This window comes from Geodermatophilus sp. SYSU D01186, assembly GCF_054050215.1.
In genome coordinates this window covers 52,420-78,042 of sequence record NZ_JBJGYW010000027.1, presented here as the reverse complement: position 1 = coordinate 78,042, position 25,623 = coordinate 52,420, and the positions used below count along the sequence as shown (strand labels likewise).

Here is a 25,623-nt window from a genome sequence, read left to right as displayed (position 1 = left end):
ACCGAGCCGGGCCAGCCGTGGTTGACGACGAGCGGCAGCGCCTCCTCGTGCGGCGAGCGGACGTGGAGGAAGTGGATGTCCAGCCCGTCGATGTCGGTGACGAACTGCGGGAGGGCGTTGAGCCGCGCCTCGCACCGCCGCCAGTCGTAGTCGGTGGCCCAGTACCGCGCGAGCTCCTGCATCGTGGCCAGCGGCACGCCCTGCGACGTGTCGGGGACCGTCTCCCGTTCGGGCCACACCGTCGCGGCGATGCGCCGGCGCAGGTCCGCGAGTGCCTCGTCGGGCACGTCGATCCGGAACGGCCGTACGGCGCTGCTGGTGTCTCGTTCGACTGTGGTCATCGCCGGGGCTGCCCCTCCTGGTGGACAGCGGAGGAGGGCGCGGACCGGGGAGGGGCGGACGGAGGGCTCCACCTCGTGCGGTCGGCGCTCCACGGACGCGAGTCACGCTGGTCCGTCGTCCCGGCCCGGGTCAGGGTCCAACGGCCCGTCCTGGCGTGTCGGGACGCCGCGTGAGCGGGCGCCCCCAGCGGTGCGTCCCGCGCGCTGGAGGGGTCACCGGAACGGCGCGTATCCGATTGACCCTCCCCACGACGGCGAGGACAACTGGACTCCTCGGATGTACCGGACTCGGGAGGGGAACCATGGACACCCAGCCCCTGGAGCACGCCACCTTCGACCGGCCGGACGAGGTCCGCGAAGGGGGCAACTGGCGCCTGGAACTGGTCAACCTGTCCGGCGGCGCCCAGGTCGGCAGGATCACCCTGCAGCCCGGCTGGCGCTGGTCCGAGCACGTCAAGCCGGTCGCGGGCACGGAACTGTGCCAGGCGCCGCACCAGCAGTACCAGGTGTCCGGCCGGGTGCACGTCGTCATGGCGGACGGCACCGAGGTGGAGTCCGGGCCCGGCGACGTGACGTCGCTGCCGCCGGGCCACGACGCGTGGGTCGTCGGCGACGAGGCCGTCGTGGCCATCGACTGGCAGGGCGCCTCGGTCTGGGCGCGGCCCTCGTAGTCGCCGACGTCCCGGGAGCCCGGACGCCCGGGTGCCCCGGTCAGGTCGTGCCGTCCGGCCGGGGCCGGATGGCACGGCCGCGACGGCCCCGTGGACCGGGGGGTCCTCCCTACGCTGGCCGCGTGACCGGGGAGGGTCGGCCCGCGGTCGGACGGGTGCGCAGCCGGATGCGGGAACGCTCGCCGGACGAGCCGCACCGCGCGTCCAGCCCGCTGGAGCTGCTGTTCGACCTGACGTTCGTCGTGGCCGTCGCCAGCATCACCGCCCAGCTCGCCCACGGCATCGCCGGCGGTCACGCCCTGGAGGACCTCGCGCCCTTCCTCCAGGTGTTCTTCGCGATCTGGTGGGCGTGGATGAACTCCACCTGGTTCGCCTCGTCCTACGACATCGACGACGTCCCCTACCGGCTCCTCACGATGGTGCAGATGGCCGGGGTGCTCGTGCTCGCGGCGGGGGTGCCGGTCGCGTTCGGGGAGTCCGACTACGGCGCCATCACGGTCGGCTACCTGCTGATGCGCGTCGGTCTGGTGGCCCAGTGGCTGCGGGCGGGGCTGGAGGACCCCGTGGGCCGGCGGACGGCCTTCCGCTACGCGATCGGGATCTCGGTGCTCCAGGTCGGCTGGATCGCCCGCCTCGTGCTGGCGGAGACCGGTGTGCTGCCGGCGGCGGCGCTGCTGCCGACCTTCGTGGTGCTGGCCGCGGGCGAGCTGGCGGTCCCGCTGTGGGCGGAGCGGGCGCGACGCACCAGCTGGCACCCGCACCACATCGCCGAGCGTTACGGGCTGTTCACGATCATCTTGCTCGGGGAGAGCGTGCTGGCCGCCTCCACCGGGGTGCAGGCGGCCGCCGCCGCGGGGGCCGTGGTGAGCCGGTCGTTCCTGACCATCGCCCTCCCGGGGCTGGTCCTGCTCTTCGCCCTGTGGTGGCTGTACTTCCTGGAGCCGGCGGGGGAGGGCCTCGCCCGCCGGCGCGAGCGGTCCTTCGTGTGGGGGTACGGCCACTACGGGATCTTCGCCGCCCTGGCCGCCGTCGGCGCCGGGCTCGAGGTCGCGGTGGAGCACACCGGTCACCACCTGGACGTCCCGGTGACCACGCTCGGCTTCGCCGTCGCGATCCCGGTGGGCGTGTTCCTCCTCCTGCTCTGGGGAGTGCACGCGCCGATCGTGCGTCGGCCGGTCATCCCGCCGGTCCCGGTCCTCTGCGCGGCCGCCGTCGTCCTCCTCGCCCCGCTCGCGGCGGAGGTCGTCGGGCTCAGCGGCGTGGTCGTCACCATCGCCGGGACGTGCGCGGCCCTGGTGGTCACCACGGTCCTGACCGGCCGCGGAGGACGCACGGAGCGGCTCGCCGACCTGGGGATCTGAGGCGAGCCGCCCGCCCCGGTCGGGTCAGCCGCGGACCAGGGCGACCGCCTCGCGGGAACCGAGCTCGCTCCCCGCGGCCGAGGCCGCGCCGTAGCCCTCGGCGCCGAGCTCCTGGGTCACACGGCCGATCAGCTCGGCCTCCGCGCGCCGCGACACCGGCCAGGCCCGCAGCCCGGCCCGGCGGCGCAGTCCCTCGGCCGCCCCCAGGGCGGTCGCCGCCCGCCGCGCGTCGCCGCCGGCCAGGGCGAGTTGGGCGGCCGCGCCCAGCGAGAAGGTCAGCGTCAGCGTGCTGACCTCGGTGTCCTCACCCCCGTCCACCGACGCGGCCAGGAGCGTGCGGGCGTCGTCCAGCTGCCCGGACCGCACGGCGAGGGCGGCGAGCTGGCTCTCCGCCGCCCACCGGAGCCACCTGTTGTCGTAGCGGCTGCCGAGCCGGTCGGCCTCGGCCAGGTGCGCGCGGGCGGCCTCGGGCCGGCCCAGCACCGCCTCCAGCCCCCCGACGGTCAGCACCGCGAAGGCCATGAAGGGCTCGTCGCGGCGGCGGAACCCCTCGAGCGCCGCCGACGCCGCGCGGTAGGCGCCCTCGAAGTCCTCGGAGATCGGCAGCGTCCACGCGGCCGCCAGCTGGGCGGCGCTGTCGAGGTAGGGGTCGCCGATGCGGCCCTCGAGCCGGCGGAGGTCGGCGACGGCGGCGAGGGCGCCGTCGTCGTCCCCGACCTCGACGGCGGTGACGGCGGAGACGAACAGCAGCTCGGCACGGGCCCGGTCGTCGAGGACGTCGGCCCGCCGCTGGAGCTGGTCGATCCAGGCCCGGGCCTCCGGCATCCGGCCGTGCATCTGCCAGAAGAGCCAGAGGACGCGGAACAGGTGCGGGAGGGGCGCGACGTCGTGGGCGAGGAACCAGCGGATCGCGACCCGCAGGTTCTCCTCCTCGGTGCGCAGCCGCTCGGCCCACTGGCCCTGGCGCTCGGCGGGCCAGTCGGCGTCCTCCACGAGGCCGCGGAAGAACCCGGCGTGGCGCCGTTCGACGTCGGCCGCGTCCGGGCCCGCGGCGAGCCGCTCGGCCGCCAGCTCCCGGACCGCCCCCAGCATGCCGAACCGTGGTCCGGCCCCGGCCACCTCGACGGAGATCAGGCTGTGCCCCGCGAGCGCGTCCAGCAGGTCGAGCGCCTCGTCCTCGGGGAGCCCGGAGACGTGGACGGCGGCCGGGAGGGTCCAGCCCTCGGCGAAGACCGAGAGGGTCGCCAGCACCCGCTGCTCGGCGTCGGTCAGGAGCCCGACGCTCCACTCGACGGTCGCGCGCAGCGTGCGCTGGCGCTCGGGGAGGTCGACCGGTCCGGTGCCCAGGGCGTCGAGACGGCGTCCGAGCCGGGCGAGCAGCGTGGCGGGGTCCACCAGCCGGGTGCGCGCCGCCGCCAGCTCGATCGCCAGCGGCAGGCCGTCGAGGCGCCGACAGATCTCGGCGACGGCGTCGGCGTTGTCCGGGGTCAGCGCGAAGTCGTAGCGGACGGCCTGGGCCCGGTCGACGAACAGCCGCACGGCGGGCAGCGCGGCGAGCTCGGCCGGGTCCGCCCGGTCCGCGGACGACGGCACGGTGAGCGCGCGGACCGGGTACTCCCGCTCGGCCCGCAGCCGCAGCGCGCGGCGGCTGGTCCCGAGGACGGTGAGCCCGGCGCACCTGGTGAGGAGCTCGTCGAGGTCGGGTGCGACCCCGACGACCTGCTCCAGGTTGTCGAGCACCAGCAGGGCCGGGGCGTCGGCGAGGTGCTCGGCCAGGACGTCGACCGGGCGGCGGGCTCCGTCGATGGGCACGCCGAGGACGGCGGCGACGCGCGGCAGCACCAGCGCCGGGTCGGCGACCGCGGCCAGGGAGACGTACGTGGCGCCGCGGGGGTACCGGTCGGCGAGCCGTTCGGCCACGGCGATCGCCAGCCGCGTCTTGCCCACCCCGCCGGGGCCGGTGAGGGTGACCAGCCGGGCCGCGGGGGACTGCAGCAGCCGCGTCACGTCCCCGACGTCCTGCTCGCGGCCGATCAGCGACGTCGACGTCACCGGCAGGGTCCGCGGCGCCGGTCGCTCCGGGGTCCGCGACGGGGGCGGGCCGCCGTCGGCCGCGAACCGCTCGCTCAGCAGCAGGGCGAGGTCGTCGCGGACCAGGCGCGCGAGCTCCCGCGGCGTGCGGAACGACCGGTAGGAGTCGGCGCCGGCGGACTCGAGCTCGGCGAGCATGGCCGAGAGCCGGGGCTCGCGATCGGGCGCCGGTGCCTTGACGTAGAGCAGCCGGGGGAGCGAGCGGGAGAGCCGGAACTCGTCCTCGAGCCCCGAGACGTCCATGCCGGGCCCGATCCAGCCGTAGCGCTGCCAGTAGAGCCCGACGAACACGTCCGACTGCGCGAGGTAGGCCCGGTACAGCTCCCGCGGCGGGTGCGGGCGGGCGCCGAGTTCGAACAGCACCGGCGTGAGGCGCAGCGCCGCGATGGCCCGCGACACCGCCGCGCGCTCCGCGGCGAGCTCGGTCAATGTGGAGCTCACGAAGACCCGCAGCCGCTGGTCTGGCGTCCGGATCGCCGTCCTGTCCTGCTCGTCCACCGTCATGGTCGTCCCCCGGAGAGGTCGGCCGCCGGCGTGCGGCGGTCCGGATGGAGGCTCGGGAGGACAGTCTCGCGGTCCCGGCGCGCCGTGGGTACCTCCGACCGCCGGGTCCCGGCGGCCGACGGCGGTCAGCGCGGCCGGCCCTCGCGGAACAGCGCGACCGCCTTCTCGATGCGGCGCTGTCGCGTCGCGTCGCTCCTGGCGCCGTTGACGTTGTCGACGTGGTGGCGCTGGAGGCTGTTGGACAGCGTCGCGAAGTAGGCGGCCGCCCCGTCGTCGGCGGCGAGCGCCGCGGCGAGGTCCTCGGGGACGGCGACCTCCCGCGGGGCGTCGGCGACCGTGAGGGTGACGCGGATCGGGTCCCCGCCCGCGAGGCCGGTGGCCCGGCGGACGGCGGCACTGATGCTGATCATGTGCCGGCCGCCCATCACGCCCACCGTGTTGCGGTACTCGTAGCCGTTCAGGTCCACGACCACCGGCGGCCGCCGGCCCGCCCCGAGCTGCTCGATGACCTCGTCGGGTACCACGATCCCGGTGTTGTTGCCGGTGGCGGTCACCGTCGTCTCGAAGGTGGCCGTGCCCTGCTCGCCCATCCCGTGCTCCCGTCGTCAGCGGTGGTCGCCACGGGATGGACCACCGGCGGCTCCGGAACTCATCGGTCCCGTTCGGAAACCGGCGGCGGCGGTCACCGGACGGCGCGCTGGGGGGAGTCCCCGGTGGCCGGGTCGGCGTGCAGGTCGATGCGGGAGGTCTCCGGCGCCAGCACGACGCAGACCGCGGTGAGGACGAGGACCGCCAGCACGTAGACGGAGACGGCCACGGAGGTGTCGAAGCGGTCGATCAGGGCCACCGAGATGATCGGGGCCAGGGCGCCGCCCAGGATCCCCGCCAGCTGGTAACCCATGGAGGCGCCGGTGTAGCGGACCCGGGTGGGGAACAGCTCGGCGATGAACGAGGCCTGCGGGCCGTACATCGCGGCGTGGAAGGCCAGCGCGACCACCGTCGCGAGGACGATCAGGGCGAAGCGGCCGGTGTCCAGCAGCGCGAAGAACGCGAAGACCCAGATCGCGGCGCCGACCGCGCCGGCGAGGTAGACCGGACGGCGTCCGAACCGGTCCGACAGCACGCCGAACCACGGGATCAGCACCACCTGGACCGCGGCGGCGATCAGCACCGCGTTGAGCGCGTAGCTGTTCGGCAGACCCAGGTAGGTCACCACGTAGGTCGTGACGAACAGGACGAAGGTGTAGAAGGCGACGTCGACACCGATCCGCGCGCCGATGGCGAGCAGCACCCGCGACGGGTACCGGCGCAGCACGTCGATGATCGGCGCCTTGACCTCGGCGTCGTGCTCCTGGACCTCGCGGAACAGCGGGCTCTCGGCGATCGTCAGCCGGATCCACAGCCCGACGAGCACCAGGACGCCGCTGAGCAGGAACGGCACCCGCCACCCCCAGGCGAGGAAGGCCGAGTCCGAGGTGACCGCCCCCATCAGCGACAGCACGCCGTTGGCCAGCAGCAGCCCGATCGGCACCCCCACCTGCGGCCAGCTGGCGTTGAGCCCGCGCCGGTGCGGTGCGCCGGACTCGAGCGTCATCAGCACCGCGCCGCCCCACTCGCCGCCGAGTCCCAGGCCCTGCAGGAAGCGCAGCGCCACGAGCAGGACCGGCGCCCACACCCCGATCGAGTCGTACGTGGGCAGCAGGCCGATCAGGAAGGTGGCGATGCCCATGATCAGCAGCGTCACCACGAGCACGTTCTTCCGGCCGAGCTTGTCGCCGTAGTGGCCGAACACGATGCCGCCGAGCGGGCGGGCCACGAACCCGACCGCGTACGTCGTGAACGCCAGCAGCGTCCCGACCAGCGGATCGAAGCTGGGGAAGAAGACCTGGTTGAAGACGAGGGCGGCGGCCGTGCCGTAGATGAAGAAGTCGTACCACTCCAGGGACGTGCCCACGAGGCTGGCCACGATGACGCGGCGCACGGACGACGGCTGGGCGGTGCCGGTGGTGGGGGACATCGGGATCTCCCTCGTCGACCGCTCCCGGGAGGAGCAGTTCCAGCGCAGACCGGACCCCGTCTCTGCGCAACAGGGGTGTCGTTCCCGGGCGGGGCCCGGGTCAACCCGACGACTTCGGTCGACGGCGAGCCCCCCGTCGCACCGGGACCGCCGGCCCCGGACCGCCCGCGGACGGCCGCCGGTCCACCCTCAGCCCAGGTCGAGGGTCTCCCACGGCAGGCTCGTCCACGGTCGCCGGCTGTGCTCCAGGTGCAGGCGTCCCGGTGCGGCCTGGATGAGCTGGCCGAAGACGGTGGCGTAGACCAGCCCGTCCTGCTCGTGGCGCACCACCAGCGCGCCGGGGTCGTCCTGCGGGGGCTCCTTCGCCGTGAGCCGGCGCCAGCCGTCGGGGAACTCGGCCGCGGCGAAGTCGGGGAGGAAGCGGTCGGCCTTGCGGTCCTCCGGGCCACCGGAGGTGACCATCCACGTGCCGGCGGGGTGGCGCGTGGATGTGAGCGCCGCCCCGTCGAAGTCCCAGGTGACCAGGCGGTCCGGCGCGGCCAGCACCAGCAGGAAGCCGGCCATGCCGTCGAGCCGGACGTGGCCGGGCCAGTCCTCCTCGTGCACGGCGCCGAGCAGCGGCAGGACTCCGCGGCTGGGCGCGCCCGGGTCGGCGTCGCGCTTCTGCGGCCGGTTGAGCACCAGGGCGGTGACGCCCGTGGCGACCCGGGTGGCGCACCACGTCCCCCCGGCCGTGCGGTCCCTGCCGCCGACGACGCCGGGGAACTCCGGCCACCAGGCGCCCGGGTCGTCGAACGCGCGGCTGGTCAGCTCGTCGCGCAGGGCGAGGACCGCCGCAGGCGTCCCCTCGGCCCACCGGACGACCACGGTGCACATCCCGCCGATCATCCCAGCCCGGCGGTGCCCCAGCGGACCCCGGGCTGCCACCGTCGGGCCCGCCAGGTGCGCCCACTGCCGTCCCTCCGCTTTGGGGGTTGGGCGCGGCACGCGGCGTTCCGCACCATGGCTGTTCCGCAACATCGTTGCGGAGGCGGGGGGTCGGTCGTGCTGGAGCAGGAACAGGTGGTGCGGGCCACGCGCCGGCGCAGGCTCGCGCTGTTCGGCCCGGCGTTCGTCGCCGCGATCGCCTACGTCGACCCGGGCAACTTCGCGACCAACTTCTCCGCCGGCGCCGAGTACGGCTACCTGCTGCTCTGGGTGATCGTCCTGGCCAACGGCATGGCGATGTTCGTGCAGAGCCTGTCGGCCAAGCTCGGCCTGGCCACCGGGATGTCCCTGCCGCAGAACTGCCGGAGGGAGTACCCCCGCCCGGTCGTGTGGGGCCTGTGGGTGCAGGCCGAGGTGGTCACGATGGCGACCGACCTGGCCGAGATCGTCGGCGGCGCCATCGCGCTGCACCTGCTCTTCGGGCTGGACCTGTTCACCGGTGGGCTGGTCACCGGCGCCTGGGCCTTCCTGCTGCTCGCCGTCCAGGCCCCGGGCGACCGCCGCTTCATCGGCCTGGTGACCGCGTACTTCGGCGTGATCCTCGTGGCGTTCCTGCTGCTGGTGCCCGGCGCGGGGATCGACGCCGGCGCCGCGGTCGCAGGGCTGGTGCCGCGCGTCGACGACGCCGGCAGCGTGCTGCTGGCCGCGGGCATCCTCGGCGCCACGGTGATGCCGCACGCCATCTACCTGCACTCCGCGCTGGTCACCGAGACCAGCGAGGCCACGACCACCCGGCAGAAGCGGACGGCGCTGCGGGCCCAGCGGACCGACGTCACCACGGCGATGGGGCTGGCCGGGCTGGTGAACGTGGCGATGCTGCTGGTCGCCGCGGCCGTGTTCGCCGGCTCGTCGCTCGGCGCCAACGCGCTCGAGGGCGTGTACGCGGGGTTCGGCCTGCAGAGCACCGCCGCGCTGCTGTTCGCGGTGGCCCTGCTGGCGTCGGGCCTGGCCTCCTCCAGCGTCGGCACCTACGCCGGCCAGGTGGTCATGGCCGGCTTCCTGCGCCGGCGGATCCCGCTGCTGCTCCGCCGGGCGCTCACCATGGCCCCCGCGCTGGCCATCCTGGCGCTCGGGGTCGACCCCACCCGGGCGCTGGTCGTGTCGCAGGTGGTGCTGGCCTTCGGCATCCCGTTCGCGCTGGTGCCGCTGCTGCTGCTCACCCGGCGCGGCGACGTCATGGGCGAGTTCGTCAACCGGCGCCGGACCACCGTGGTCGCCGTCGTCGTGACCGGGGTGATCCTCACCCTGGACGCGGGACTGCTGTTCCTGCTGCTGCTCTGAGCCGCGTCCCCGCCGGCGCGGGAGCCCCCGTCCGGGGCCGGCGCGAGCCACGCGAGCGGAGCCCTTCACAACCCCGAGGGGGCGGAGCACGCTGGTCCCCGAGGTCGGAGGTCGCCGTCCCTGCGCAAGGGAGGTGGGCCGTGAGCGCGGCTGCCACCGCTTTCGAACCGAGGCTCGCACCGTGCGGACACCGGCACGGCGGTGAGCAGTACGTGACCGAGGACCACGAGGGCCTGGTCACCGAGGACCTGCGCTGGGCCTGCGGGTGCCGGAGCACCCGCGAGGAGTTCCACGACGGCAGCTGCCACCGCATGGTCGTCCACCACGACGGGAGGGTGCTGGCGGACGAGGAGTTGCGGGGTGAGTGACAGCGTCGTCCGTGCCGCGCACGACGTCCTCATCGTGGGGGGAGGCGCCGCGGGTCTGCGCGCCGCCATCGCCATCGCCGAGGCGGACCCGCGGCTCGACGTGGCCGTGGTGTCCAAGGTCTACCCGATGCGCAGCCACACCGTGTCGGCCGAGGGCGGCGCCGCCGGTGTCATCGCCGCCGACGACAGCCTCGACGAGCACTGCTACGACACGGTCTCCGGCAGCGACTGGCTCGGCGACCAGGACGCCATCGAGGACTTCGTCCGGGAGGCGCCCGAGGAGCTCCTGCGGCTCGAGCACTGGGGCTGCCCGTGGAGCCGGCGGCCGGACGGGCGCATCGCGGTCCGCGCCTTCGGCGGGATGAAGAAGATGCGCACCTGGTTCGCCGCGGACCGGACCGGCTTCCACATGCTGCACGCCCTCTTCCAGACGTCGCTGAAGTACGGCGGGGTCAGGCGGTACGACGAGGCGTTCGTGACCCGGCTGCTCGTCGACGACGGGCGCGTGCACGGCGTCGTGGCGATCGGCCTGATGACCGGGCGGATCGAGGCGATCACCGCGAAGGCCGTCGTCCTGTGCACCGGCGGCTGCGGCAAGGTCTTCCCGTTCACCACGAACGCCAACATCAACACCGGTGACGGCATGGCCCTGGCCTACCGCGCGGGCGCGCCGCTCAAGGACATGGAGTTCGTGCAGTACCACCCGACCGGCCTGCCGTTCACCGGCATCCTCATCACCGAGGCCGCCCGCGCCGAGGGCGGCTGGCTGCTCAACCGGGACGGGTACCGCTACCTGCAGGACTACGACCTGGGCCGGCCGTCACCGACCCCCGAGCTCCGCAGCATGGAGCTCGGCCCCCGGGACCGGCTGTCGCAGGCCTTCGTGCACGAGGTCGAGAAGGGCCGGACGGCCGACTCGCCCTACGGCCCCGTCGTCCACCTCGACCTGCGCCACCTCGGCGAGGCGCTCATCGACGCCAAGCTGCCCTTCGTGCGCGAGCTGTGCCTCAAGTACGAGCGCATCGACCCGGTCTCCGAGCTGGTCCCGGTCCGCCCGGTGGTGCACTACATGATGGGCGGGGTCTCCACCGACATCGACGGCGCGACCCCCCTCGGAGGGCTGTACGCCGCGGGCGAGACCGCCTGCGTGAGCATCAACGGAGCCAACCGGCTCGGCTCCAACTCGCTGCCCGAGTGCCTGGTCTTCGGGGCGCGGGCCGGGCGGGCGGCGGCGGAGTACGCCGCCGCCGCGGGCGGCACGCCCGCCGCCGTCGAGGCCCAGGCGGCCGATGAGGTGCGCCGGCTGGAGCGCGGTCTCCTGGGCCGGGTGCCGGGCACCGAGAGCATCGCCGCCGTCCGCGAGGACATGCAGGCCACGATGGAGGACGCCGCCGGCATCTTCCGGACCGGACCGGAGATGGCCAAGGGCGCGGACACACTCGCCGAGCTGCAGGAGCGCGTCGGCAACGTCGGCCTCGCGGACACCAGCCGGTCGTTCAACACCGAGCTCCTGGCCGCCCTGGAGCTGGCCAACATGCTCGACGTCAGCGAGTGCATCCTCCAGGCCGGCATGCAGCGGGAGGAGTCCCGCGGAGCGCACCAGCGCACCGACTTCCCGGCCCGCGACGACGACCGGTTCCTGACCCACCTGCTCGTGCACCGCAACCCCGACGGGACGGCGCGCGTCGAGCGCCTCCCGGTGACCATCACCCGCTGGCCCCCGGGCGAGCGGGTCTACGGCAGGTAGCCATGGCGGACAGCATCCGGCTCCAGGTGTCCCGGTACCGGCCCGACACCGACGCCGAACCGCACTGGCAGGAGTACGACGTGCCCCTCCGCAAGGAGTGGACGGTCCTCGACGGCCTCAACCACGTGAAGAACGAGGTCGACACGACGCTGGCGTTCCGCTGGTCGTGCCGCATGGGGGTCTGCGGCAGCTGCGGCATGAACGTCGACGGCGAGCCCCGGCTGACCTGCGGCACGTTCCTGTCCGACCACGCGCCCGGCCCGGTCCGGATCGAGCCCCTCGCGAACTTCCCCGTGGTCCGCGACCTCGTGGTCGACCTGTCCGACTTCATGGCCAAGCTCCCGCGGGTCAAGCCCTGGATCATCCGTCCGGACGACGACCGGACGGTGGAGCCCGACGTGGAGTACCTGCAGACACCGGAGGAGCTGGACGCCTACAAGCAGTTCAGCATGTGCATCAACTGCATGCTGTGCTACTCCGCCTGCCCGGTCTACGGCCTCGACCCGGAGTTCATCGGGCCGGCCGCCATCGCCCTCGCCGAGCGGTACGACCTGGACTCGCGCGACCGGGGCACCCGCGAGCGGCTCGACGTCCTCATCGAGCACGAGGGCGTCTGGGGCTGCACCTTCGTCGGCGAGTGCACGCGGGTGTGCCCCCAGCACGTGGACCCGGCCTCGGCCATCCAGCGCTACAAGGTCAAGGCCGCGGCGGCCACGGTGAAGGCGTTCCTGCTCCCCAGGGGGGCGCGGTGACCGACCTGCGCCTCTACCGCCGTCCGGTCTCCACCTGGTGGTGGACCCGGAAGCGGACCTACCTCGTCTTCGTGCTGCGCGAGCTGAGCAGCGTCTTCATCGCCTGGTTCGTGGTGTACCTGCTGCTGCTCGTGTCCGCCGTCGGGCGGGGGGAGGCGGCCTATCGGGCCTTCCTCGACTGGGCCTCCTCGCCCTGGGTGACCGCCCTCAACACCGTCGCGCTGGTCTTCGTGCTGCTGCACACGGTGACCTGGTTCGCCCTCACCCCCCAGGCGATGGCGGTGCGGATGGGGTCCCGGCGGGTGCCCGCCTGGCAGATCGTCGCCGGCCAGTACGCCGGCCTGGTCGTGGTCTCCGCGTTCGTGTTCTGGCTGGTGACCCGGTGAGCAGGCGGCGGGTCGAGCCGATCGTCTGGCTGGGGTTCAGCGCCGGTGGCGTGGTGGCGGCGGTGCTCCTGCCGAGCCTGCTCCTCCTGCTCGGGCTGGCCGTCCCGCTGGGCTGGGTCCCCGCGCCCGACCGCGGGCACCTGCTCGCCGTCGTCGGGCACCCGGTCACCCTGGTGGTCCTGTTCGGGGTGTGCGTGCTGCTGCTGGTGCACAGCGCCCACCGCTTCCGGTACACGCTCTACGACGGGCTGCAGGTCAAGCAGAAGCGGGTCGTCGCGGTGCTCTGCTACGGCGCGGCGGTCGTGGGCTCGCTCGCCACGCTCGCCGTGCTCTGGGCGGTCGCCCAGCGGGCCTGACGCTCACCGGCCCGCCGGGTCAGTGGGCCGAGGGCGCCACCGTGGCCCGGGCACCACCCGGCCGTCGACCAGCTGCACCGGACCGCGGTACAGGCCGGCCGGTTTGGTCTCGATCACCTTCCGCAGCACCTCCGTGGGTACGTGGTACAGCTCGCCGGCGATCGACGCGCCGTCCTCGTGCTCGGGGCCTTTTACATGCCGGGGTGCTCGTCGCGGCTGCTGTGCAGCCGGTACCTCGGCGCGGTGGCCGTCTCCTCCAGCAGCTCGGCGCCGGTCAGGTCGGCGTGCAGGTCCAGCCCCCGCATGAGGGTGCCGTTGACGAACAGCAGCTCGTCGTCCACCGCGGTGTCGACCTCCCGGCGCGCCGGCCAGCCGAACCCGGCCAGGACCACGGCGAGGAACACGTACCCGAGGCTGACCCCCGGCGAGGCGTTCCAGCCGGCCCCCGCCTCCGTGGGTGACAGGATGCCGCCATGGCCTCGCCGGTGCCGGCCCGCACGGCGTTCGTCCTCGGTGGTGGGGGAGTGCTCGGCGCGGCCGAGGTCGGGATGCTGCAGGCGCTGTTCGAGCACGGCGTCCGGCCCGACCTGGTCGTGGGGACGTCGGTGGGCGCGATCAACGGCGCGATGGTCGCCGCCGACCCGACGCCGGGCGCGGTCGACCGGCTGCGCGGGGTGTGGGAGGAACTGGCCGAGCGGCGGATCCTCGCCGGTTCCGTGCTGGCCCGTGTCGGCACCCTGGTGCGGACCCGCACCCACCTGCACCCGCGCGAGCCGCTGCGGGACCTGCTCCTGGACTCCCTGCCGGTGCGGACCTTCGGCGAGCTGCGCGTCCCGTTCCAGTGCGTCGCGGCCAGCATCGAGCGGGCCGCCGAGCACTGGTTCACCGAGGGCGCCCTCGTCGACGCGGTGCTCGCCTCGTGCGCCGTCCCCGGGCTGCTGCCGGCGGTGGAGATCGACGGCGAGCACTACCTGGACGGCGGCCTGGTGCACAGCATCCCGGTCGGCCGGGCCGTCGCGCTCGGCGCCGACACGATCTACGTACTGCACGTCGGGCGGATCGAGCGTCCGCTGCGCCCGCCGACCCGGCCGTGGGAGGTCGCGCTCGTCGCCTTCGAGATCGCCCGGCGCCACCGGTTCGCCGCGGACCTGGCCGCGCTGCCACCGGGTGTCACGGTGCACGTCCTCCCCTCGGGGGACCCGGCGCCGCCCGGGGCCGGCGCCGTGCGCTACCGCGACCTCTCCGGCGTGCCCGCCCGCATCCAGCGGGCCTCCGCCGCGGTCCGCGCCCACCTGGAACGGAGCGGCGCGTCCCGGGACGGAGGAGCCTGACGTGCTGCCCCCACGCCGCGTCCGCCGGGTCACCGGCCCGCTGCTCGTCGCCGCGCTCGTGGCCGCGGTCGTCCTGCTGCCCGTGCTCGTGGTGGTGGCGGTGCTCGCCTCGGTGTTCCTGCCGGGGCGCTGGCGGGCGGTGCGGCTGCTGTGCTTCGGGTTGGTCTACCTGGCGATGGAGGTGGCGGGCCTCGCGGCCGCCGCGGTGCTGTGGGTGCTCAGCGGCCTCGGTCGCCGGTTGCGGACCCCGGTCTTCCGGGCGGCCCACTACACCGTGCTGCGCCTGCTCCTCGACGTCGTGATGCGGATGGCGCAACGGCTGTTCGCGCTGCGGCTGGTCACCGACGGCGAGTCCTGGTCGCCGCTGGACGACGGCGTGCCCGGCTCGACGAACGCCATGGTCGTGCTCTCCCGGCACGCCGGTCCGGGGGACTCGTTCCTGCTGGTGAACACCCTCATGAACCGCGACCACCTGCGCCGGCCGCGGATCGTGCTCAAGGACCTGCTCCAGCTGGACCCGCTGATCGACGTCTACCTCAACCGGCTGCCCAACCACTTCGTCTCGTCCGACCCGGCGGTGGGGTACAGCTCCGAGGAGGCGATCGCCGACCTCGCCCGCGACCTGGGCGAGGAGGACGCGCTGCTGATCTTCCCGGAGGGCGCGAACTTCACCGTGCCCCGCCGGACCCGGGCCATCCAGCGGCTGCGTGACCGCGGGCTGCACGCGGCGGTCCGCCGGGCCGAGTCGATGCGCAACCTGCTGCCGCCGCGCCCGGGCGGCGTCGTCGCGGCCCTCCGCGCGGCGCCGCACGCCGACGTCGTCCTCGTCGCGCACACCGGGCTGGAGCACCTGAGCACGGTGCGCGACCTGTGGCGCAACCTGCCGATGGACAAGACGCTGCACCTGCGCTGGTGGTTCATCCCGGCCGCGGAGGTGCCGCGCGACGAGGCGGCGCTGACCGACTGGCTCTACCGGTGGTGGGAGACCATCGACGCCTGGATCACCGCCACCTCGGCCGCGGCGCAGCCGGAGCGGCGCGTGCACCGGACGGACCCGGCCGGCGTGATCGAGGGCCCGAGCCGTCCGCGCGCCGGCTCACGGCGTCGCTGACCCGGGGTCCGCCGTCCCCCCGTCGCGGCGGGGCGGACCTGCCTCCTCACCGCTGCCGGCGCGGGGCGGGGCTGCGGCCTGCTCGTCGCTCCCGTCGCCGGGTGCGCGGGTCGCCGCCGCCAGCTGGGCCCGGGCCTCCGCCGCGTCGGCCACCGCCCGGTCCCGCGCCTCCTCGGCCCGCAGGCGGTCCCGCCGGCTCTCCTCGGCCCGGCGCTCGGCCCGCTCGGCCCGCGCCTCCTGCGCTCTGGCCTGCTCGGTGGCGGCGTCGGCCCGGGCGGCCACCGCATGGACGCGGGCCTCCGCGGTGGTCGTCTCCAGCCGGAGAGCCGCCTCCGCCTGATCGGCCCGGCCGACCGCCTGCGCCGCGTCCGCCCGTGCGCGCGCGGTCTCCGACCGGGCCGCCCGCTCGGCGTCCAGTGCCCGGTCCCGCGCCGCCTCCGCGGACCGCGCCCGCTCGTCGGCCGCCGCGGCGTCGGTGGCCGCGCGCTCCCGCGCCGCCTCCGCGCGGGCGGCGTCGGTGCGGGCCGACTCGGCGTCGCGCACGGCCGCCTCCCGCTGCCGTTCGGCCTCCTGCCGGCCGGTCTCGGCTTCCCGCCGGCCCGTCTCGGCCTCGTCGCGGCCGGTCTCGGCCGCGCGCAGGGCCGCGGCGGCCCGGTCGGCGTCGGCGCGCGCCTGCTCCGCCTCCGCCTGCGCGGCCCCGGCCGACTCCTGGGCGGCGGCGGCCCGGTCCTGGGCCGCCGCCGCGGCGTCCCGGGCGGTGGCGGCGTCGGCCTCGGCCCGGGCCGCGGCCTCGCGGGCCTCCCGGGTCGCCCGCTCGGCGACCGCCCGCAGCCGGTCCGCGTGGGAGGCGCGCTGCGCGGCCTCCGCCACCTCCCGGCGTGCATCGGTGCGCACCGCCGCCCGCTCGGTCTCCAGCACCTCGGCGTCCGCGGCCCGGGTCAGCACCTCGCGGGCACGGGCCACCTGCTCCTCGATGTCGTCGAGGGTGCGACGGAGCCCGTCGGCGATCCCGGTCAGCGTCTCCGCGGTGCTCGCCCGCGGTGGCGGAGCGGCCGGCGCGGATCCGGCCGCCTCCGCCCGGCGGGCGACGAACGCGGTCGAGCGGTTGTGGTCCGGTCGTGAGCAGTAGGACGACCGGCCGCCGGTGGCCGGCGGCGGCGCGACGGGGAGGTCGCAGCCGGGATAGGTGCAGGTGCCCGTGGTCGCCGTCACGACCACCAGTCTGCGCCCGTCCGTCGCCACGGACGAACGGACGGACGAACGTGCGCCGGACCTGATGTGACCGCCGGCGCGGCAGCACTCCATAATCAGCTGTTATGGAGTCCGAGCCGCCGGTGTCCGAGACTTCCGCCGGCAGCCGCGACGGCGTGCTCTCGGTGACGACCGCCGCCGACGGGGGGCTGGTGCTGCCGGGGGACGTCGAGTCGGTGGGGCGCTACCTCACCGCCGCCAAGGCGGAGTCCACGCGGAAGGCCTACGACGCGGACTTCCGCGCGTGGTCGGCCTGGGCCCGGCAGCGCGGGTTCACCCCGCTGCCCGCGGCCGACGCCGCGGTGGCGGCCTACCTCGCGGCGCTCGGCGACGCGGGGGCGAGCCCCCGCACCGTCGCCCGGCGGCTGTCCGGCATCGGGCACGCGCACCGGGAGGCCGGGTACCCGAGCCCGTCCGAGCACCCCGGCACCCGCGCGGTCCTGCGGGGGATCCGCCGCTCGGCGGCCCGCGACGGCCGGCGTCCGAAGCGGGCCCGGGCGCTGGACACCCGGACGATCCGTGCCCTCGTCGAGGGACTGCCGGACGGGACGGCGGGCCTGCGCGACCGGGCCCTCATCCTCGTCTCGTTCGCCCTCGGGCTCCGGGCCTCGGACGCCTGCGGGCTCGACGTGACGGACCTGGCCCCCGCCGGCCACGGCGGCCTCGACGTCACCATCCGCTGGTCCAAGACCGACCAGGAGGGCTCCGGGGAGGTGCTGGCGCTGGCGCCGGGCCTGCGGACGCAGACCTGCCCCGTCCGCGCCCTGCAGGCCTGGCTGGACGCGGCCGGGCTCGACGGCGGCTCCGGGCCGCTGTTCCGCAGCGTCGGGCGGGGCGCCGCGCCGACCATCGGCCGGACGCGGATGGCCCGGTCGTCGGTGCGGCTGATCCTCCGCCGCGCCGCCGGACGCGCCGGCGTCCCGCTGGAGGGGCTCAGCCCGCACAGCCTGCGCCGGTCGTTCGCCACCGAGGGGTACAGGGCCGGGGTCAGCGAGCGGGAGCTGGCCCGCACCGGCAGGTGGGCGTCGGTGACCACCATGCGGGGATACGACGCCAGCAGCCGCTGGGCCGATCCGGCGTCCGCCCGGCTCGGCCTCTGAGCCGCCCGCTCGGCCTCCGAGCCGCCCGGGACGCCGGCACCCGCCCGCGAGGGACGGGTGCCGGCGTCCGGCGGCTCAGAAGGGCGGCTCCTCGCTGGGCGCGCCGACCGGCGCCGCCCAGGGATCGGCGGAGCCGTCCCGCCCGTTCGCCGCGCGACCGTCGGCGGCACCGAACCCGCCGTCGGCTCCCCGGCCGGCGCCCTGCCCGGACCGCGTGACCTTGGCGACGGTCGCCGTGGCGTAGCGCAGCGAGGGGCCGATCTCGTCGACCTCCAGCTCGACCACCGTGCGCTTCTCGCCCTCCTTGGTCTCGAACGACCGCTGCTTGAGCCGGCCCTGGGCCATCACCCGGGAGCCCCGGGTCAGCGACTCGGCGACGTTCTCCGCCGCCTCCCGCCACACGCTGCAGCGCAGGAACAGCGCCTCGCCGTCCTTCCACTCCTGGGTCTGGCGGTCCAGGGTGCGCGGGGTGGACGCGATGGTGAAGTTGGCGACCGCCGCGCCCGAGGGCGTCCAGCGCAGCTCGGGGTCGCTGGTCAGGTTGCCGATGATGGTGAGAACAGTGTCGCCGGCCATGATCCGGTCCTCCGTGTCGTCGGTGCGTCGCTCAGGTGAGCACCTGGAGGCTAGGGAGCCCCACTGACAGTTCCCGCTCGCCGCCGGCCGGGACCCCGACGGGGGTCGAGGACGCCGGTCCTGTCCCCGGGCGGTGGAACCATCGGCCGTCGGAGCGGTGTGTGGGCGAGGGGATGCCAGGTGGGGGAGCGGGGGACCGGGGCGGTCCTGGAGGCGACGCTGGAGCGGATCACGTTCGCCAACGCCCAGACCGGCTACACCGTGGCCCGGGTCGACACCGGGCGGGGCGGGGACCTGGTCACCGTCGTCGGGTCGCTGCTGGGCGCGCAGCCGGGGGAGACGCTGCGGCTGCGCGGCCGGTGGGGGGCCCACCCGCAGTACGGCCGGCAGTTCCAGGTGGAGGACTACACCACCGTGCTGCCGGCCACGGTGCAGGGCATCCGCCGCTACCTGGGCTCGGGGCTGGTCAAGGGGATCGGCCCGCGGCTGGCCGAGCGGATCGTGGACCACTTCGGCGCCGACGCCCTGCGGGTGATCGAGGAGGAGCCGGGGCGGCTGGCCGAGGTGCCCAGCCTGGGCCCGAAGCGCACGCGGCTGATCACCGCCGCCTGGGAGGAACAGCGGGCCATCAAGGAGGTCATGGTCTTCCTGCAGGGCGTGGGGGTCTCCACCTCGCTGGCCGTCCGCATCTACCGGCAGTTCGGCGGCGCGTCGATCGGCGTCGTCCGGACCGAGCCCTACCGCCTGGCCGCTGACGTGTGGGGGATCGGCTTCCGCACCGCCGACGCCATCGCCACCGCGGTCGGCATCCCGCACGACAGCGCGGAGCGGGTCGAGGCCGGGCTGCAGTACGTGCTGTCCGAGGCGACCGGGCAGGGGCACTGCTTCCTGCCCGAGGCCGACCTCGTGACCCGGGCGGTGGAGATGCTGCAGGTCCCGGCCCGCCTGGTGGGTCACTGCCTGGCCCTGCTGGTCGCCGACCAGAACGTCGTCCGGGAGGAGTTCCCCGGTGCCGAGGGGGAGCCGCCCACGGTCGCCTACTACCTCGTCCCCTTCCACCGGGCGGAGGTCTCGCTGGCCGCGGGCCTGAGGAGGCTCGCCACCGCCGACGCCGACCGCATGCCGGACGCCGCCGAGGTGGACTGGGACGCCGCGCTGGCCCGGCTGCAGCAGCGCACCGGCGTGGAGCTGGCGCCGGGGCAGCGCGAGGCGGTGCGGCTGGCGTTGACCGAGAAGGTCGCCGTCCTCACCGGTGGGCCCGGCTGCGGCAAGAGCTTCACGGTCCGCTCGATCGTCACGCTCGCGGTGGCCAGGGGCGCGCGGGTCGTCCTGGCCGCCCCCACGGGTCGCGCCGCGAAGCGGCTGACCGAGTTGTCCGGGGTGGAGGCGGTGACCGTGCACCGGCTCCTCGAGCTGCGGCCCGGTGGCGAGGCCGGGTTCGACCGGGACCGGCCGTTGCCGGCCGATCTGGTGGTGGTCGACGAGTCCTCGATGCTGGACCTGCTGCTGGCCAACAAGCTGGTGCGGGCGGTCCCGCCCGGGGCGCACCTGCTGCTGGTGGGCGACGTCGACCAGTTGCCGTCGGTCGGCGCGGGAGAGGTGCTGCGCGACCTGCTCGCCGAGGGCAGCCCCGTCCCGCACGTGCGCCTGACGCAGGTCTTCCGTCAGGCCGGCCGGTCCGGGGTGGTGACCAACGCCCACCGGATCAACGCCGGCAGCGCGCCCCGGGTCCGCGGGCTCGACGACTTCTTCCTGTTCGGCACCGAGGACGCCGAGGAGGCCGCGCGGCTGACCGTGGACGTCGTCGTCCGCCGCATCCCGGCCCGCTTCGGGCTCGACCCGCGCCGCGACGTCCAGGTGCTGACCCCGGTGCACCGCGGGCCGGCCGGGGCCGCCGCGCTCAACGAGCTGCTGCAGGAGGCGCTCACCCCCGCCCGCCCCGACCGCGCCGAGAAGCGCTTCGGCGGGCGGGTGTTCCGGGTCGGGGACAAGGTCAGCCAGATCCGCAACGACTACGACAAGGGCGCGAACGGCGTCTTCAACGGCACCCAGGGCGTCGTCACCGCCATCGATCCCGTCGAGCAGACCCTCACCGTCGTCACCGACGAGGACGAGACCGTCGCCTACGACTTCGGTGAGCTCGACGAGCTGGTGCACGCCTACGCCGTCACCGTGCACCGCTCCCAGGGCAGCGAGTACCCCTGCGTCGTCGTCCCCCTGACCACCAGCGCGTGGATGATGCTGCAGCGCAACCTGCTCTACACGGCCGTCACCCGCGCCAAGCAGCTGGTCGTGCTCGTCGGCTCGCCGCGGGCGCTCGCCCAGGCCGTGCGCGCCACCGGGTCCGGACGCCGGCACACCGGTCTCGCGCATCGTCTGCGCGGCCGGCCGCGCGCCACGCCGCTCCCGCTCGCCGTCGCCTCGGGCTGACCCGGTGCCCCCGGCCACGGTGTGTGCACAGACCGAGGCCGGCGCCGCCCGGTGACGACGTTGTGTGCACACACCGCGCGCGCGGGCCGACGGGGCTGGCGCCGCGCCGCCCGGTGACGACGATCTGTGCACACACCGTGGCCGGCGCCGCCCGGTGACGACGTTGTGTGCACACACCGTGCGCGCGGAGGCCGACGCCGCGACGCCCCGGATTACGCCGACAGCGAACGGCGACACGCCGCCCCGGGCGCATGACCTGCGGGTTCGCCTCGTCCCGCTCGGGGTGCTTGCGCAGACCGCCGAGTTGTGTCGGTGCCCGCTCATAGCGTCCCGGTCGACAGCTTCCCCATGTCACCAAGGAGCACACCATGGCCCTCTCAGGCCTCAAGACCCGCAAGCCCACCGGCCGCGTCCCGTGGCCGTGCGTCCTCCTCGAGGGCGAGGAGAAGGCGGGCAAGAGCTGGGCGCTGGCCCAGCTGAGCACCAGCGACCGGATCGGCGCCCTGTACTGGATCGACCTCAACGAGGGTGCCGGTGACGAGTACGGCGCGATCCCCGGCGCGCGCTACCAGCTGATCGAGCACGACGGCTCCTACGCCCAGGTGCTGGCCGCCGTCCAGGCGGTCAAGGCCGAGGCGCGCCGCGCGGCCGACGCCGGCGAGCCGCCGGTGGTGCTGGGCATCGACACCGGCTCGGCGATCTGGGACGGGTTGAAGGACTGGGCCAGCGCCCGCGCGGCCACCTCGGCCCGCAACCGCGAGCTGCTCAAGCGCGACCCGAACGCCGAGATCGTCATCAGCCAGAACCTGTGGAACGACGCCGGCGCCCGCTGGCGCAAGCTGCAGACGGAGCTGCTGACCTTCCCCGGCATCGTCGTCGTCACCGCGCGCGGCAAGGAGGTCACCGAGGTCGACGCCAACGGCCGGCCGATCGAGGGGCAGAAGACCTGGTCGGTGCAGACCCACCGGGAGTTCCCGTACGCGGCCACCGTGTGGGTGCGGCTGCGGCGCGGGCGGCGGCCGCTGATCGTCGGCGCGCGCAGCGTGCACGTGGGCATCAAGCCCAACGACGACCCGGCCAAGGAGGTCCTCGACCCGTCGGCGAACGGCCGGCTGCTGGAGTGGCTGGTCTTCGACGCGCTCAAGTGCGACCCGGGCACCGCGCACGTCCGGGACCTCGTCCCCTTCCACGGCGGCGGGCTGCTCCAGCACGAGCGGGAGGACGAGGCGCGCAGCAACCGGGCGGAGCGGCGCAGCGAGCCGGACGTCGGCGACCTGGCCGCCCGGATCCAGGACGCCGAGGACGACGACGACCTGCGCGAGATCTGGGGCGAGGCCAACCGCGGCGCCCTGCTGCAGGTCGACGTCCCCACCCCCAGCGGCTCGTTCACCGTCGCCGAGCTGATCCAGGCCCGGCACGAGGAGTTCCTCGAGGCGACGGTGGAGCGCCACCCCGCCGGGCGCCGCCGGACCCCGGCCGCGCCGCCCGCGCCCATGACGCCCGCCGCCGTGGTCGAGGCCGCCCGGGCCGCCGCCGCGGCCTCCGCCCCGGCTCCCCAGGCCCAGGCCCAGGCCCAGGCCGCGCCGGCGAACCCCCTGCTGGAGGCCTCGCCGACCCCGGACGACCCGCGGGACCGCCGGCTCACCGCCGCCCGCAAGGGCGTGCTCGCCAGCCTGGAGGACCTCGGGGTGACCGACGAGCTGATCGCCGAGCGGTTCGGCCGGCCGGTCGAGCAGGTGGCGACCAAGCGGCTGACCGCGCTGGTCCGCGAGACCATCGCCAGCCAGCGGGCCGGCGTGCCGGCGGGGCAGCAGGAGATCGTCGCGTGACGGCGGTCCTGCCCAGGAGCACGTCGGAGGTCCTGCCCGCCCGGCCGACCGCGGCCGAGCGGCGGGCCGCTCCGAGCCTGGCCGCGGCGGTCCGGGACCTCGACCGCCGCCGGGCCCGCTCCCGGCAGCGGATGATCGGCGCCTCCGAGCTCGGCGAGTGCCGGCGCCGGGCGGCCTACCGGGTCGCCCGGCGCCGGCCCACCAACTCCCGCACCGGGCTGCAGGCCTTCCTCGGTACCGAGCTGCACCGGGGGGTGCTGCGCACCCTCCGCCGCCAGTACGGCGGGCTGACCGAGGTGCGGCTCCTCGGCGAGCAGGTCAAGGGCCGCTGCGACTGGTGGCACGCCCCGGTCGTCGAGGACCTCAAGACCACGTCCCGGTTCGGCTTCGAGCGCGTGCTCACCCGCGGGGTGCCGGCCAAGCACTGGTTCCAGGTCGCCGTCTACGCCTGGCTGCTGCGCACCGGCCGCACCTCCGACCGGCGGCTGCCGGCCGGCGTGGGCCAGGAGGTCGAGGGGCTGCGCCTGCGGTACCTCTCCCGCGACACCGGCGAGGACGTCGTCTTCGAGGCCGACTCCGACCCGGCGCTGGCCGCCGAGGCGCTCCTGTGGCTCACCGACGTCTACGCCACCGTGGAGGACGACGGCGTCGACGCCGTCCCCCGCGACGGGTTCGGGCCCGGCGTGGACACCATGTGCGACTGGTGCCCGTTCCTGGACCTGTGCTGGGGGCCGCCGGTGGAGCCGGAGACCGAGGGCGACGTCTCCCGGCAGTCCCGGCTGACCGTCACCGACCGGGACTACGTCGAGGCGGTGCACGACTACGACGCCTGGCGGGCGGCCGAGAACGAGGCCCGCCGGCACAAGGAGTACGCGCGGGAACGGCTGCGGGGCCGGTCCGGGCCGGCGGACGACCTGCACTGCGAGTGGTCCGGGGGCGGGCTGCGCACGCAGGTCGACAAGGACGCCGCGGTGGAGCGGCTGGCCGAGCTCGGTGAGGTCGTGCCCACCCGGCGGGTCCGCAGCCCGCAGACCATCCGGGTCACGCGCAACGGCACGCGCACCGACTGAGCACGCGTTCGCGAGAGGCATCCCCATGACCACCGTCTCGACCAGCTCCCTGGCTGCCGGGGAGTCGGTGCTGACCAGCGACGTCGTCGGTACGGACTTCGGCCTGCCGCTGGTGCGGCCGGTCCGGACCGGGCGCGGCGGCCGGGTCCGGGTCGTGCGCGCCCGCTGCCGGACCTCCGGCGGGGTCGTCGTGTGGTTCACCGACGGCACCAAGACCCCGCCCCTGCACGGGCGCACCGGCTGGATCGTGGCCGGGCCCGGGACGGGCGCGCCCGACGCCGGGCGCGTCCCGGCATGAGGGGGGCCCGGTCAGTACGTCTCGCGGAGCCGCTCCACCGTCGCCTGGGCCTCCATCTCAAGCCCGCCGAAGGTCTCCTCGACCAGTTCCAGCCACTCCCACACCGCCCGCACCGTGTCCGGGTCGGTCAGGTCCGACGGCTGGAGGGTCAGCAGCCCTCGGATCGACACGTCGGTCGCCTCCAGCACGCCGCAGTCGTCGTCCGGCGTCCGGGCCCGCGCCGCCCAGAACACCTCCGCCCACAGCGCCGCGGCGCCGCCCCGCCCGGCCGGGGGCACCTGCTGCGGAAAGGCGCGCCGCCGGTCCCCGGCGACCGCGACGAGCCGCAGCGTCAGCAGCCGGCGCACCCCCCGCAGGAACTCCGGCGCGACGGCGGCCCGCGCCTGCCGCGACCTCGCGCCGACCAGCTGCTCGTACGCCGCGGCGACCTGCTCTCCGGTCCGCTGGGTGCGCTCCCACAGGTCGGCGCCGGTCGGCTCGGCGTCGATCCCGGGCGGGTCCTCGGCGTCGAACCCATCGGTCACACCACGGAACGCTAGAGCCCCGGTACGACGAGCCCGGGCCGCCCCGCCGTGGGCGAGGCGACCGCGGTCAGCCCGCGCCGCCGTCGGGGTGGTTGGCGGTCACGCAGAAGGGCGGGCCGGCCGGGGAGGTCATCGCCCGCCACCCGTCACCCAGCGGGCCGGGCTCGGCGCCCAGCGCCGCCAGCCGGGGGACGTCCTCGGCGAGCGAGCCGGACAGGTCCAGGTGCACCCGCGGGGGCCCGCCGATCCGCTGGACGTGCAGGTGACGCGCCCCGGACGGCGGGTCGAGCGAGACGAACTCCGGGTGCCCGGACCACGGCTCGCCGGGCGGCCACCCCGTCACCGCCGACCAGAACGCCCGGGCGGCGTCGACGGAGCCTGCGGGGACGTCGACGAAGGCGTGCACCCACGGGACCGGCATCCGCCCAGGCTGGCACGCCCGCGGGGAGTGCGCCCCGTGGCAGGCTCCGGCCATGGCCGAGGAGACCCGCGCCGCCGTCGTCACCGGTGCCGGCTCGGGGCTGGGCCGCGCCATCGCGCGGGCCCTGGCCGACGACGGGTGGGCCGTCGCGCTGCTGGGCCGCACCCGAGCCGCGCTGGAGGCGACGGGGGCCGACGGTGGGCGCACGCTCGTGCTGCCCACCGACGTCACCGACGAGGCGCAGGTCGACGCGGCCTTCGCCGCGGTGCGCGATGCCTGGGGCCGGGTGGACCTGCTCATCAACAACGCCGGCACGTTCGGCCCGTCCGGGGAGGTCGACGAGATCGCGGTCGCCGACTGGCGGGCCACCGTGGAGGTGAACCTCACCGGGATGTTCCTCTGCAGCCGCGCCGCCGTCCGGCTGATGAAGGCCCAGGACCCCTCCGGCGGGCGGATCGTCAACAACGGCTCGATCTCGGCGCACGTGCCGCGGCCGGGCAGCGTCGCCTACACCGCCACGAAGCACGCGGTCACCGGGCTGACCCGGGCCATGGCGCTCGACGGCCGTGCGCACGGCATCGCGGTGGGGCAGGTCGACGTGGGCAACGCGGCCACCGACATGACCGCGGGCATCGCCACCGGCGCCCGGCAGGCCGACGGCTCGGTCCGGCCGGAGCCGACCTTCGACCCCGCGCACGTCGCCGCCACGGTGGTGCACATCGCCCGGCTGCCGCTGGACGTCACCGTGCCGTTCACGACGGTCATGGCGACCGGCATGCCGTACCTCGGCCGGGGCTGAGCCGGCACGGAGGCGGGGCAC

Annotated in this window: 26 protein-coding genes and 1 pseudogene; 16 read left to right on the top strand and 11 right to left on the bottom strand. The window is 75.4% G+C overall.

Features of this window, described 5'->3' with window-relative positions:
* On the bottom strand, window positions 1-341 hold a 341-nt coding region (locus tag ACI784_RS18765; RefSeq protein WP_457014492.1), incomplete at its 3' end, for an epoxide hydrolase N-terminal domain-containing protein.
* Between the two features lie 302 nt (window positions 342-643).
* Here ACI784_RS18765 and ACI784_RS18760 point away from each other — a divergent pair.
* Both ACI784_RS18760 and ACI784_RS18755 read left to right on the top strand, forming a co-directional pair.
* Entirely contained in the window at window positions 644-1,012 is a 369-nt protein-coding gene (locus ACI784_RS18760; protein ID WP_456925740.1) for a cupin domain-containing protein, read from the top strand.
* Between the two features lie 122 nt (window positions 1,013-1,134).
* A complete protein-coding gene (locus ACI784_RS18755) occupies window positions 1,135-2,373 on the top strand; it encodes a low temperature requirement protein A (RefSeq protein WP_457014491.1) in 1,239 nt (412 codons plus the stop codon).
* A 24-nt stretch (window positions 2,374-2,397) separates the two neighbouring features.
* Here ACI784_RS18755 and ACI784_RS18750 read toward each other — a convergent pair whose 3' ends face one another.
* The 4 genes from ACI784_RS18750 to ACI784_RS18735 all read right to left on the bottom strand — a co-directional run bounded on the left by ACI784_RS18750 (window position 2,398) and on the right by ACI784_RS18735 (window position 7,861).
* Window positions 2,398-4,968 carry an ATP-binding protein gene (locus ACI784_RS18750; protein WP_457014490.1) on the bottom strand — a complete coding sequence of 857 codons (2,571 nt, stop codon included), beginning with the start codon at window positions 4,966-4,968 and terminating at the stop codon, window positions 2,398-2,400.
* A 125-nt stretch (window positions 4,969-5,093) separates the two neighbouring features.
* On the bottom strand, window positions 5,094-5,558 hold the full coding sequence (locus tag ACI784_RS18745) for a YdeI/OmpD-associated family protein (protein WP_456925744.1): 465 nt from the start codon (window positions 5,556-5,558) through the stop codon (window positions 5,094-5,096).
* A gap of 92 nt (window positions 5,559-5,650) precedes the next feature.
* Window positions 5,651-6,985, bottom strand: coding sequence for an MFS transporter (locus tag ACI784_RS18740; RefSeq protein WP_457014489.1), 1,335 nt, complete (start codon window positions 6,983-6,985; stop codon window positions 5,651-5,653).
* A 189-nt stretch (window positions 6,986-7,174) separates the two neighbouring features.
* A complete protein-coding gene (locus ACI784_RS18735; protein ID WP_456925746.1) occupies window positions 7,175-7,861 on the bottom strand; it encodes an NRDE family protein in 687 nt (228 codons plus the stop codon).
* Window positions 7,862-8,029: 168 nt separating this feature from the next.
* Here ACI784_RS18735 and ACI784_RS18730 point away from each other — a divergent pair, with 168 nt between their 5' ends.
* The 6 genes from ACI784_RS18730 to frdD all read left to right on the top strand — a co-directional run bounded on the left by ACI784_RS18730 (window position 8,030) and on the right by frdD (window position 12,862).
* Window positions 8,030-9,253, top strand: a complete 1,224-nt coding sequence (locus ACI784_RS18730) for an Nramp family divalent metal transporter (RefSeq protein ID WP_457014488.1) — start codon at window positions 8,030-8,032, stop codon at window positions 9,251-9,253.
* A 212-nt stretch (window positions 9,254-9,465) separates the two neighbouring features.
* Window positions 9,466-9,621, top strand: coding sequence for a hypothetical protein (locus ACI784_RS18725; protein ID WP_456925748.1), 156 nt, complete (start codon window positions 9,466-9,468; stop codon window positions 9,619-9,621).
* The gene (gene frdA / locus ACI784_RS18720; protein WP_457014487.1) at window positions 9,614-11,368 is read left to right on the top strand and encodes a fumarate reductase (quinol) flavoprotein subunit; all 1,755 of its coding nucleotides are present in this window, start codon (window positions 9,614-9,616) and stop codon (window positions 11,366-11,368) included. The genes ACI784_RS18725 and frdA overlap by 8 nt, the downstream gene beginning before the upstream one ends.
* Window positions 11,369-11,370: 2 nt before the next feature.
* Window positions 11,371-12,120, top strand: a complete 750-nt coding sequence (locus ACI784_RS18715; RefSeq protein WP_456925750.1) for a succinate dehydrogenase/fumarate reductase iron-sulfur subunit — start codon at window positions 11,371-11,373, stop codon at window positions 12,118-12,120.
* Window positions 12,117-12,506: a hypothetical protein gene (locus ACI784_RS18710; RefSeq protein ID WP_457014486.1), complete on the top strand. Its 390-nt coding sequence runs from the start codon at window positions 12,117-12,119 to the stop codon at window positions 12,504-12,506. The genes ACI784_RS18715 and ACI784_RS18710 overlap by 4 nt, the downstream gene beginning before the upstream one ends.
* Window positions 12,503-12,862, top strand: a complete 360-nt coding sequence (frdD, locus tag ACI784_RS18705; RefSeq protein WP_457014485.1) for a fumarate reductase subunit FrdD — start codon at window positions 12,503-12,505, stop codon at window positions 12,860-12,862. The genes ACI784_RS18710 and frdD overlap by 4 nt, the downstream gene beginning before the upstream one ends.
* A gap of 3 nt (window positions 12,863-12,865) precedes the next feature.
* Here the strand turns inward: frdD and ACI784_RS18700 are convergent.
* Window positions 12,866-13,030: pseudogene (locus ACI784_RS18700) on the bottom strand (allophanate hydrolase-related protein); the annotation flags it as partial.
* A 23-nt stretch (window positions 13,031-13,053) separates the two neighbouring features.
* On the bottom strand, window positions 13,054-13,266 hold the full coding sequence (locus ACI784_RS18695; protein ID WP_457014484.1) for an allophanate hydrolase-related protein: 213 nt from the start codon (window positions 13,264-13,266) through the stop codon (window positions 13,054-13,056).
* A gap of 69 nt (window positions 13,267-13,335) precedes the next feature.
* On the opposite strand from ACI784_RS18695, the gene ACI784_RS18690 reads away from it, so the two are divergent.
* Complete coding sequence (locus ACI784_RS18690) at window positions 13,336-14,193, top strand: patatin-like phospholipase family protein (RefSeq protein ID WP_457014483.1); 858 nt, start codon at window positions 13,336-13,338, stop codon at window positions 14,191-14,193.
* 1 nt (window position 14,194) lies between these two features.
* Window positions 14,195-15,304 carry a lysophospholipid acyltransferase family protein gene (locus ACI784_RS18685; protein ID WP_456925754.1) on the top strand — a complete coding sequence of 370 codons (1,110 nt, stop codon included), beginning with the start codon at window positions 14,195-14,197 and terminating at the stop codon, window positions 15,302-15,304.
* Here the strand turns inward: ACI784_RS18685 and ACI784_RS18680 are convergent.
* A complete protein-coding gene (locus ACI784_RS18680) occupies window positions 15,290-16,516 on the bottom strand; it encodes a hypothetical protein (protein WP_457014482.1) in 1,227 nt (408 codons plus the stop codon). The genes ACI784_RS18685 and ACI784_RS18680 overlap by 15 nt on opposite strands.
* Before the next feature lie 122 nt (window positions 16,517-16,638).
* Between ACI784_RS18680 and ACI784_RS18675 the strand changes: the two genes are divergently transcribed.
* A complete protein-coding gene (locus tag ACI784_RS18675) occupies window positions 16,639-17,655 on the top strand; it encodes a site-specific integrase (RefSeq protein WP_457014481.1) in 1,017 nt (338 codons plus the stop codon).
* A gap of 75 nt (window positions 17,656-17,730) precedes the next feature.
* Here ACI784_RS18675 and ACI784_RS18670 read toward each other — a convergent pair whose 3' ends face one another.
* A complete protein-coding gene (locus ACI784_RS18670) occupies window positions 17,731-18,231 on the bottom strand; it encodes a single-stranded DNA-binding protein (RefSeq protein ID WP_456924751.1) in 501 nt (166 codons plus the stop codon).
* Window positions 18,232-18,411: 180 nt separating this feature from the next.
* Between ACI784_RS18670 and recD2 the strand changes: the two genes are divergently transcribed.
* From recD2 to ACI784_RS18650, 4 genes are all read left to right on the top strand, one after another.
* Window positions 18,412-20,661 (top strand): SF1B family DNA helicase RecD2, encoded by a 2,250-nt coding sequence (gene recD2, locus ACI784_RS18665; RefSeq protein ID WP_457014480.1) that lies wholly within the window; start codon window positions 18,412-18,414, stop codon window positions 20,659-20,661.
* A 368-nt stretch (window positions 20,662-21,029) separates the two neighbouring features.
* Complete coding sequence (locus ACI784_RS18660) at window positions 21,030-22,490, top strand: hypothetical protein (protein ID WP_457014479.1); 1,461 nt, start codon at window positions 21,030-21,032, stop codon at window positions 22,488-22,490.
* Window positions 22,487-23,560, top strand: a complete 1,074-nt coding sequence (locus tag ACI784_RS18655) for a PD-(D/E)XK nuclease family protein (protein ID WP_456924745.1) — start codon at window positions 22,487-22,489, stop codon at window positions 23,558-23,560. The genes ACI784_RS18660 and ACI784_RS18655 overlap by 4 nt, the downstream gene beginning before the upstream one ends.
* Window positions 23,561-23,585: 25 nt before the next feature.
* Window positions 23,586-23,858 carry a hypothetical protein gene (locus tag ACI784_RS18650; protein ID WP_456924743.1) on the top strand — a complete coding sequence of 91 codons (273 nt, stop codon included), beginning with the start codon at window positions 23,586-23,588 and terminating at the stop codon, window positions 23,856-23,858.
* A gap of 11 nt (window positions 23,859-23,869) precedes the next feature.
* On the opposite strand, the gene ACI784_RS18645 is transcribed toward ACI784_RS18650, so the two are convergent.
* Window positions 23,870-24,382, bottom strand: coding sequence for a hypothetical protein (locus ACI784_RS18645; protein ID WP_457014478.1), 513 nt, complete (start codon window positions 24,380-24,382; stop codon window positions 23,870-23,872).
* A gap of 67 nt (window positions 24,383-24,449) precedes the next feature.
* Window positions 24,450-24,803, bottom strand: a complete 354-nt coding sequence (locus ACI784_RS18640; RefSeq protein ID WP_457014477.1) for a VOC family protein — start codon at window positions 24,801-24,803, stop codon at window positions 24,450-24,452.
* 52 nt (window positions 24,804-24,855) lie between these two features.
* On the opposite strand from ACI784_RS18640, the gene ACI784_RS18635 reads away from it, so the two are divergent.
* On the top strand, window positions 24,856-25,602 hold the full coding sequence (locus ACI784_RS18635) for an SDR family oxidoreductase (RefSeq protein ID WP_457014476.1): 747 nt from the start codon (window positions 24,856-24,858) through the stop codon (window positions 25,600-25,602).
* The last annotated feature ends 21 nt before the right edge of the window (window positions 25,603-25,623 follow it).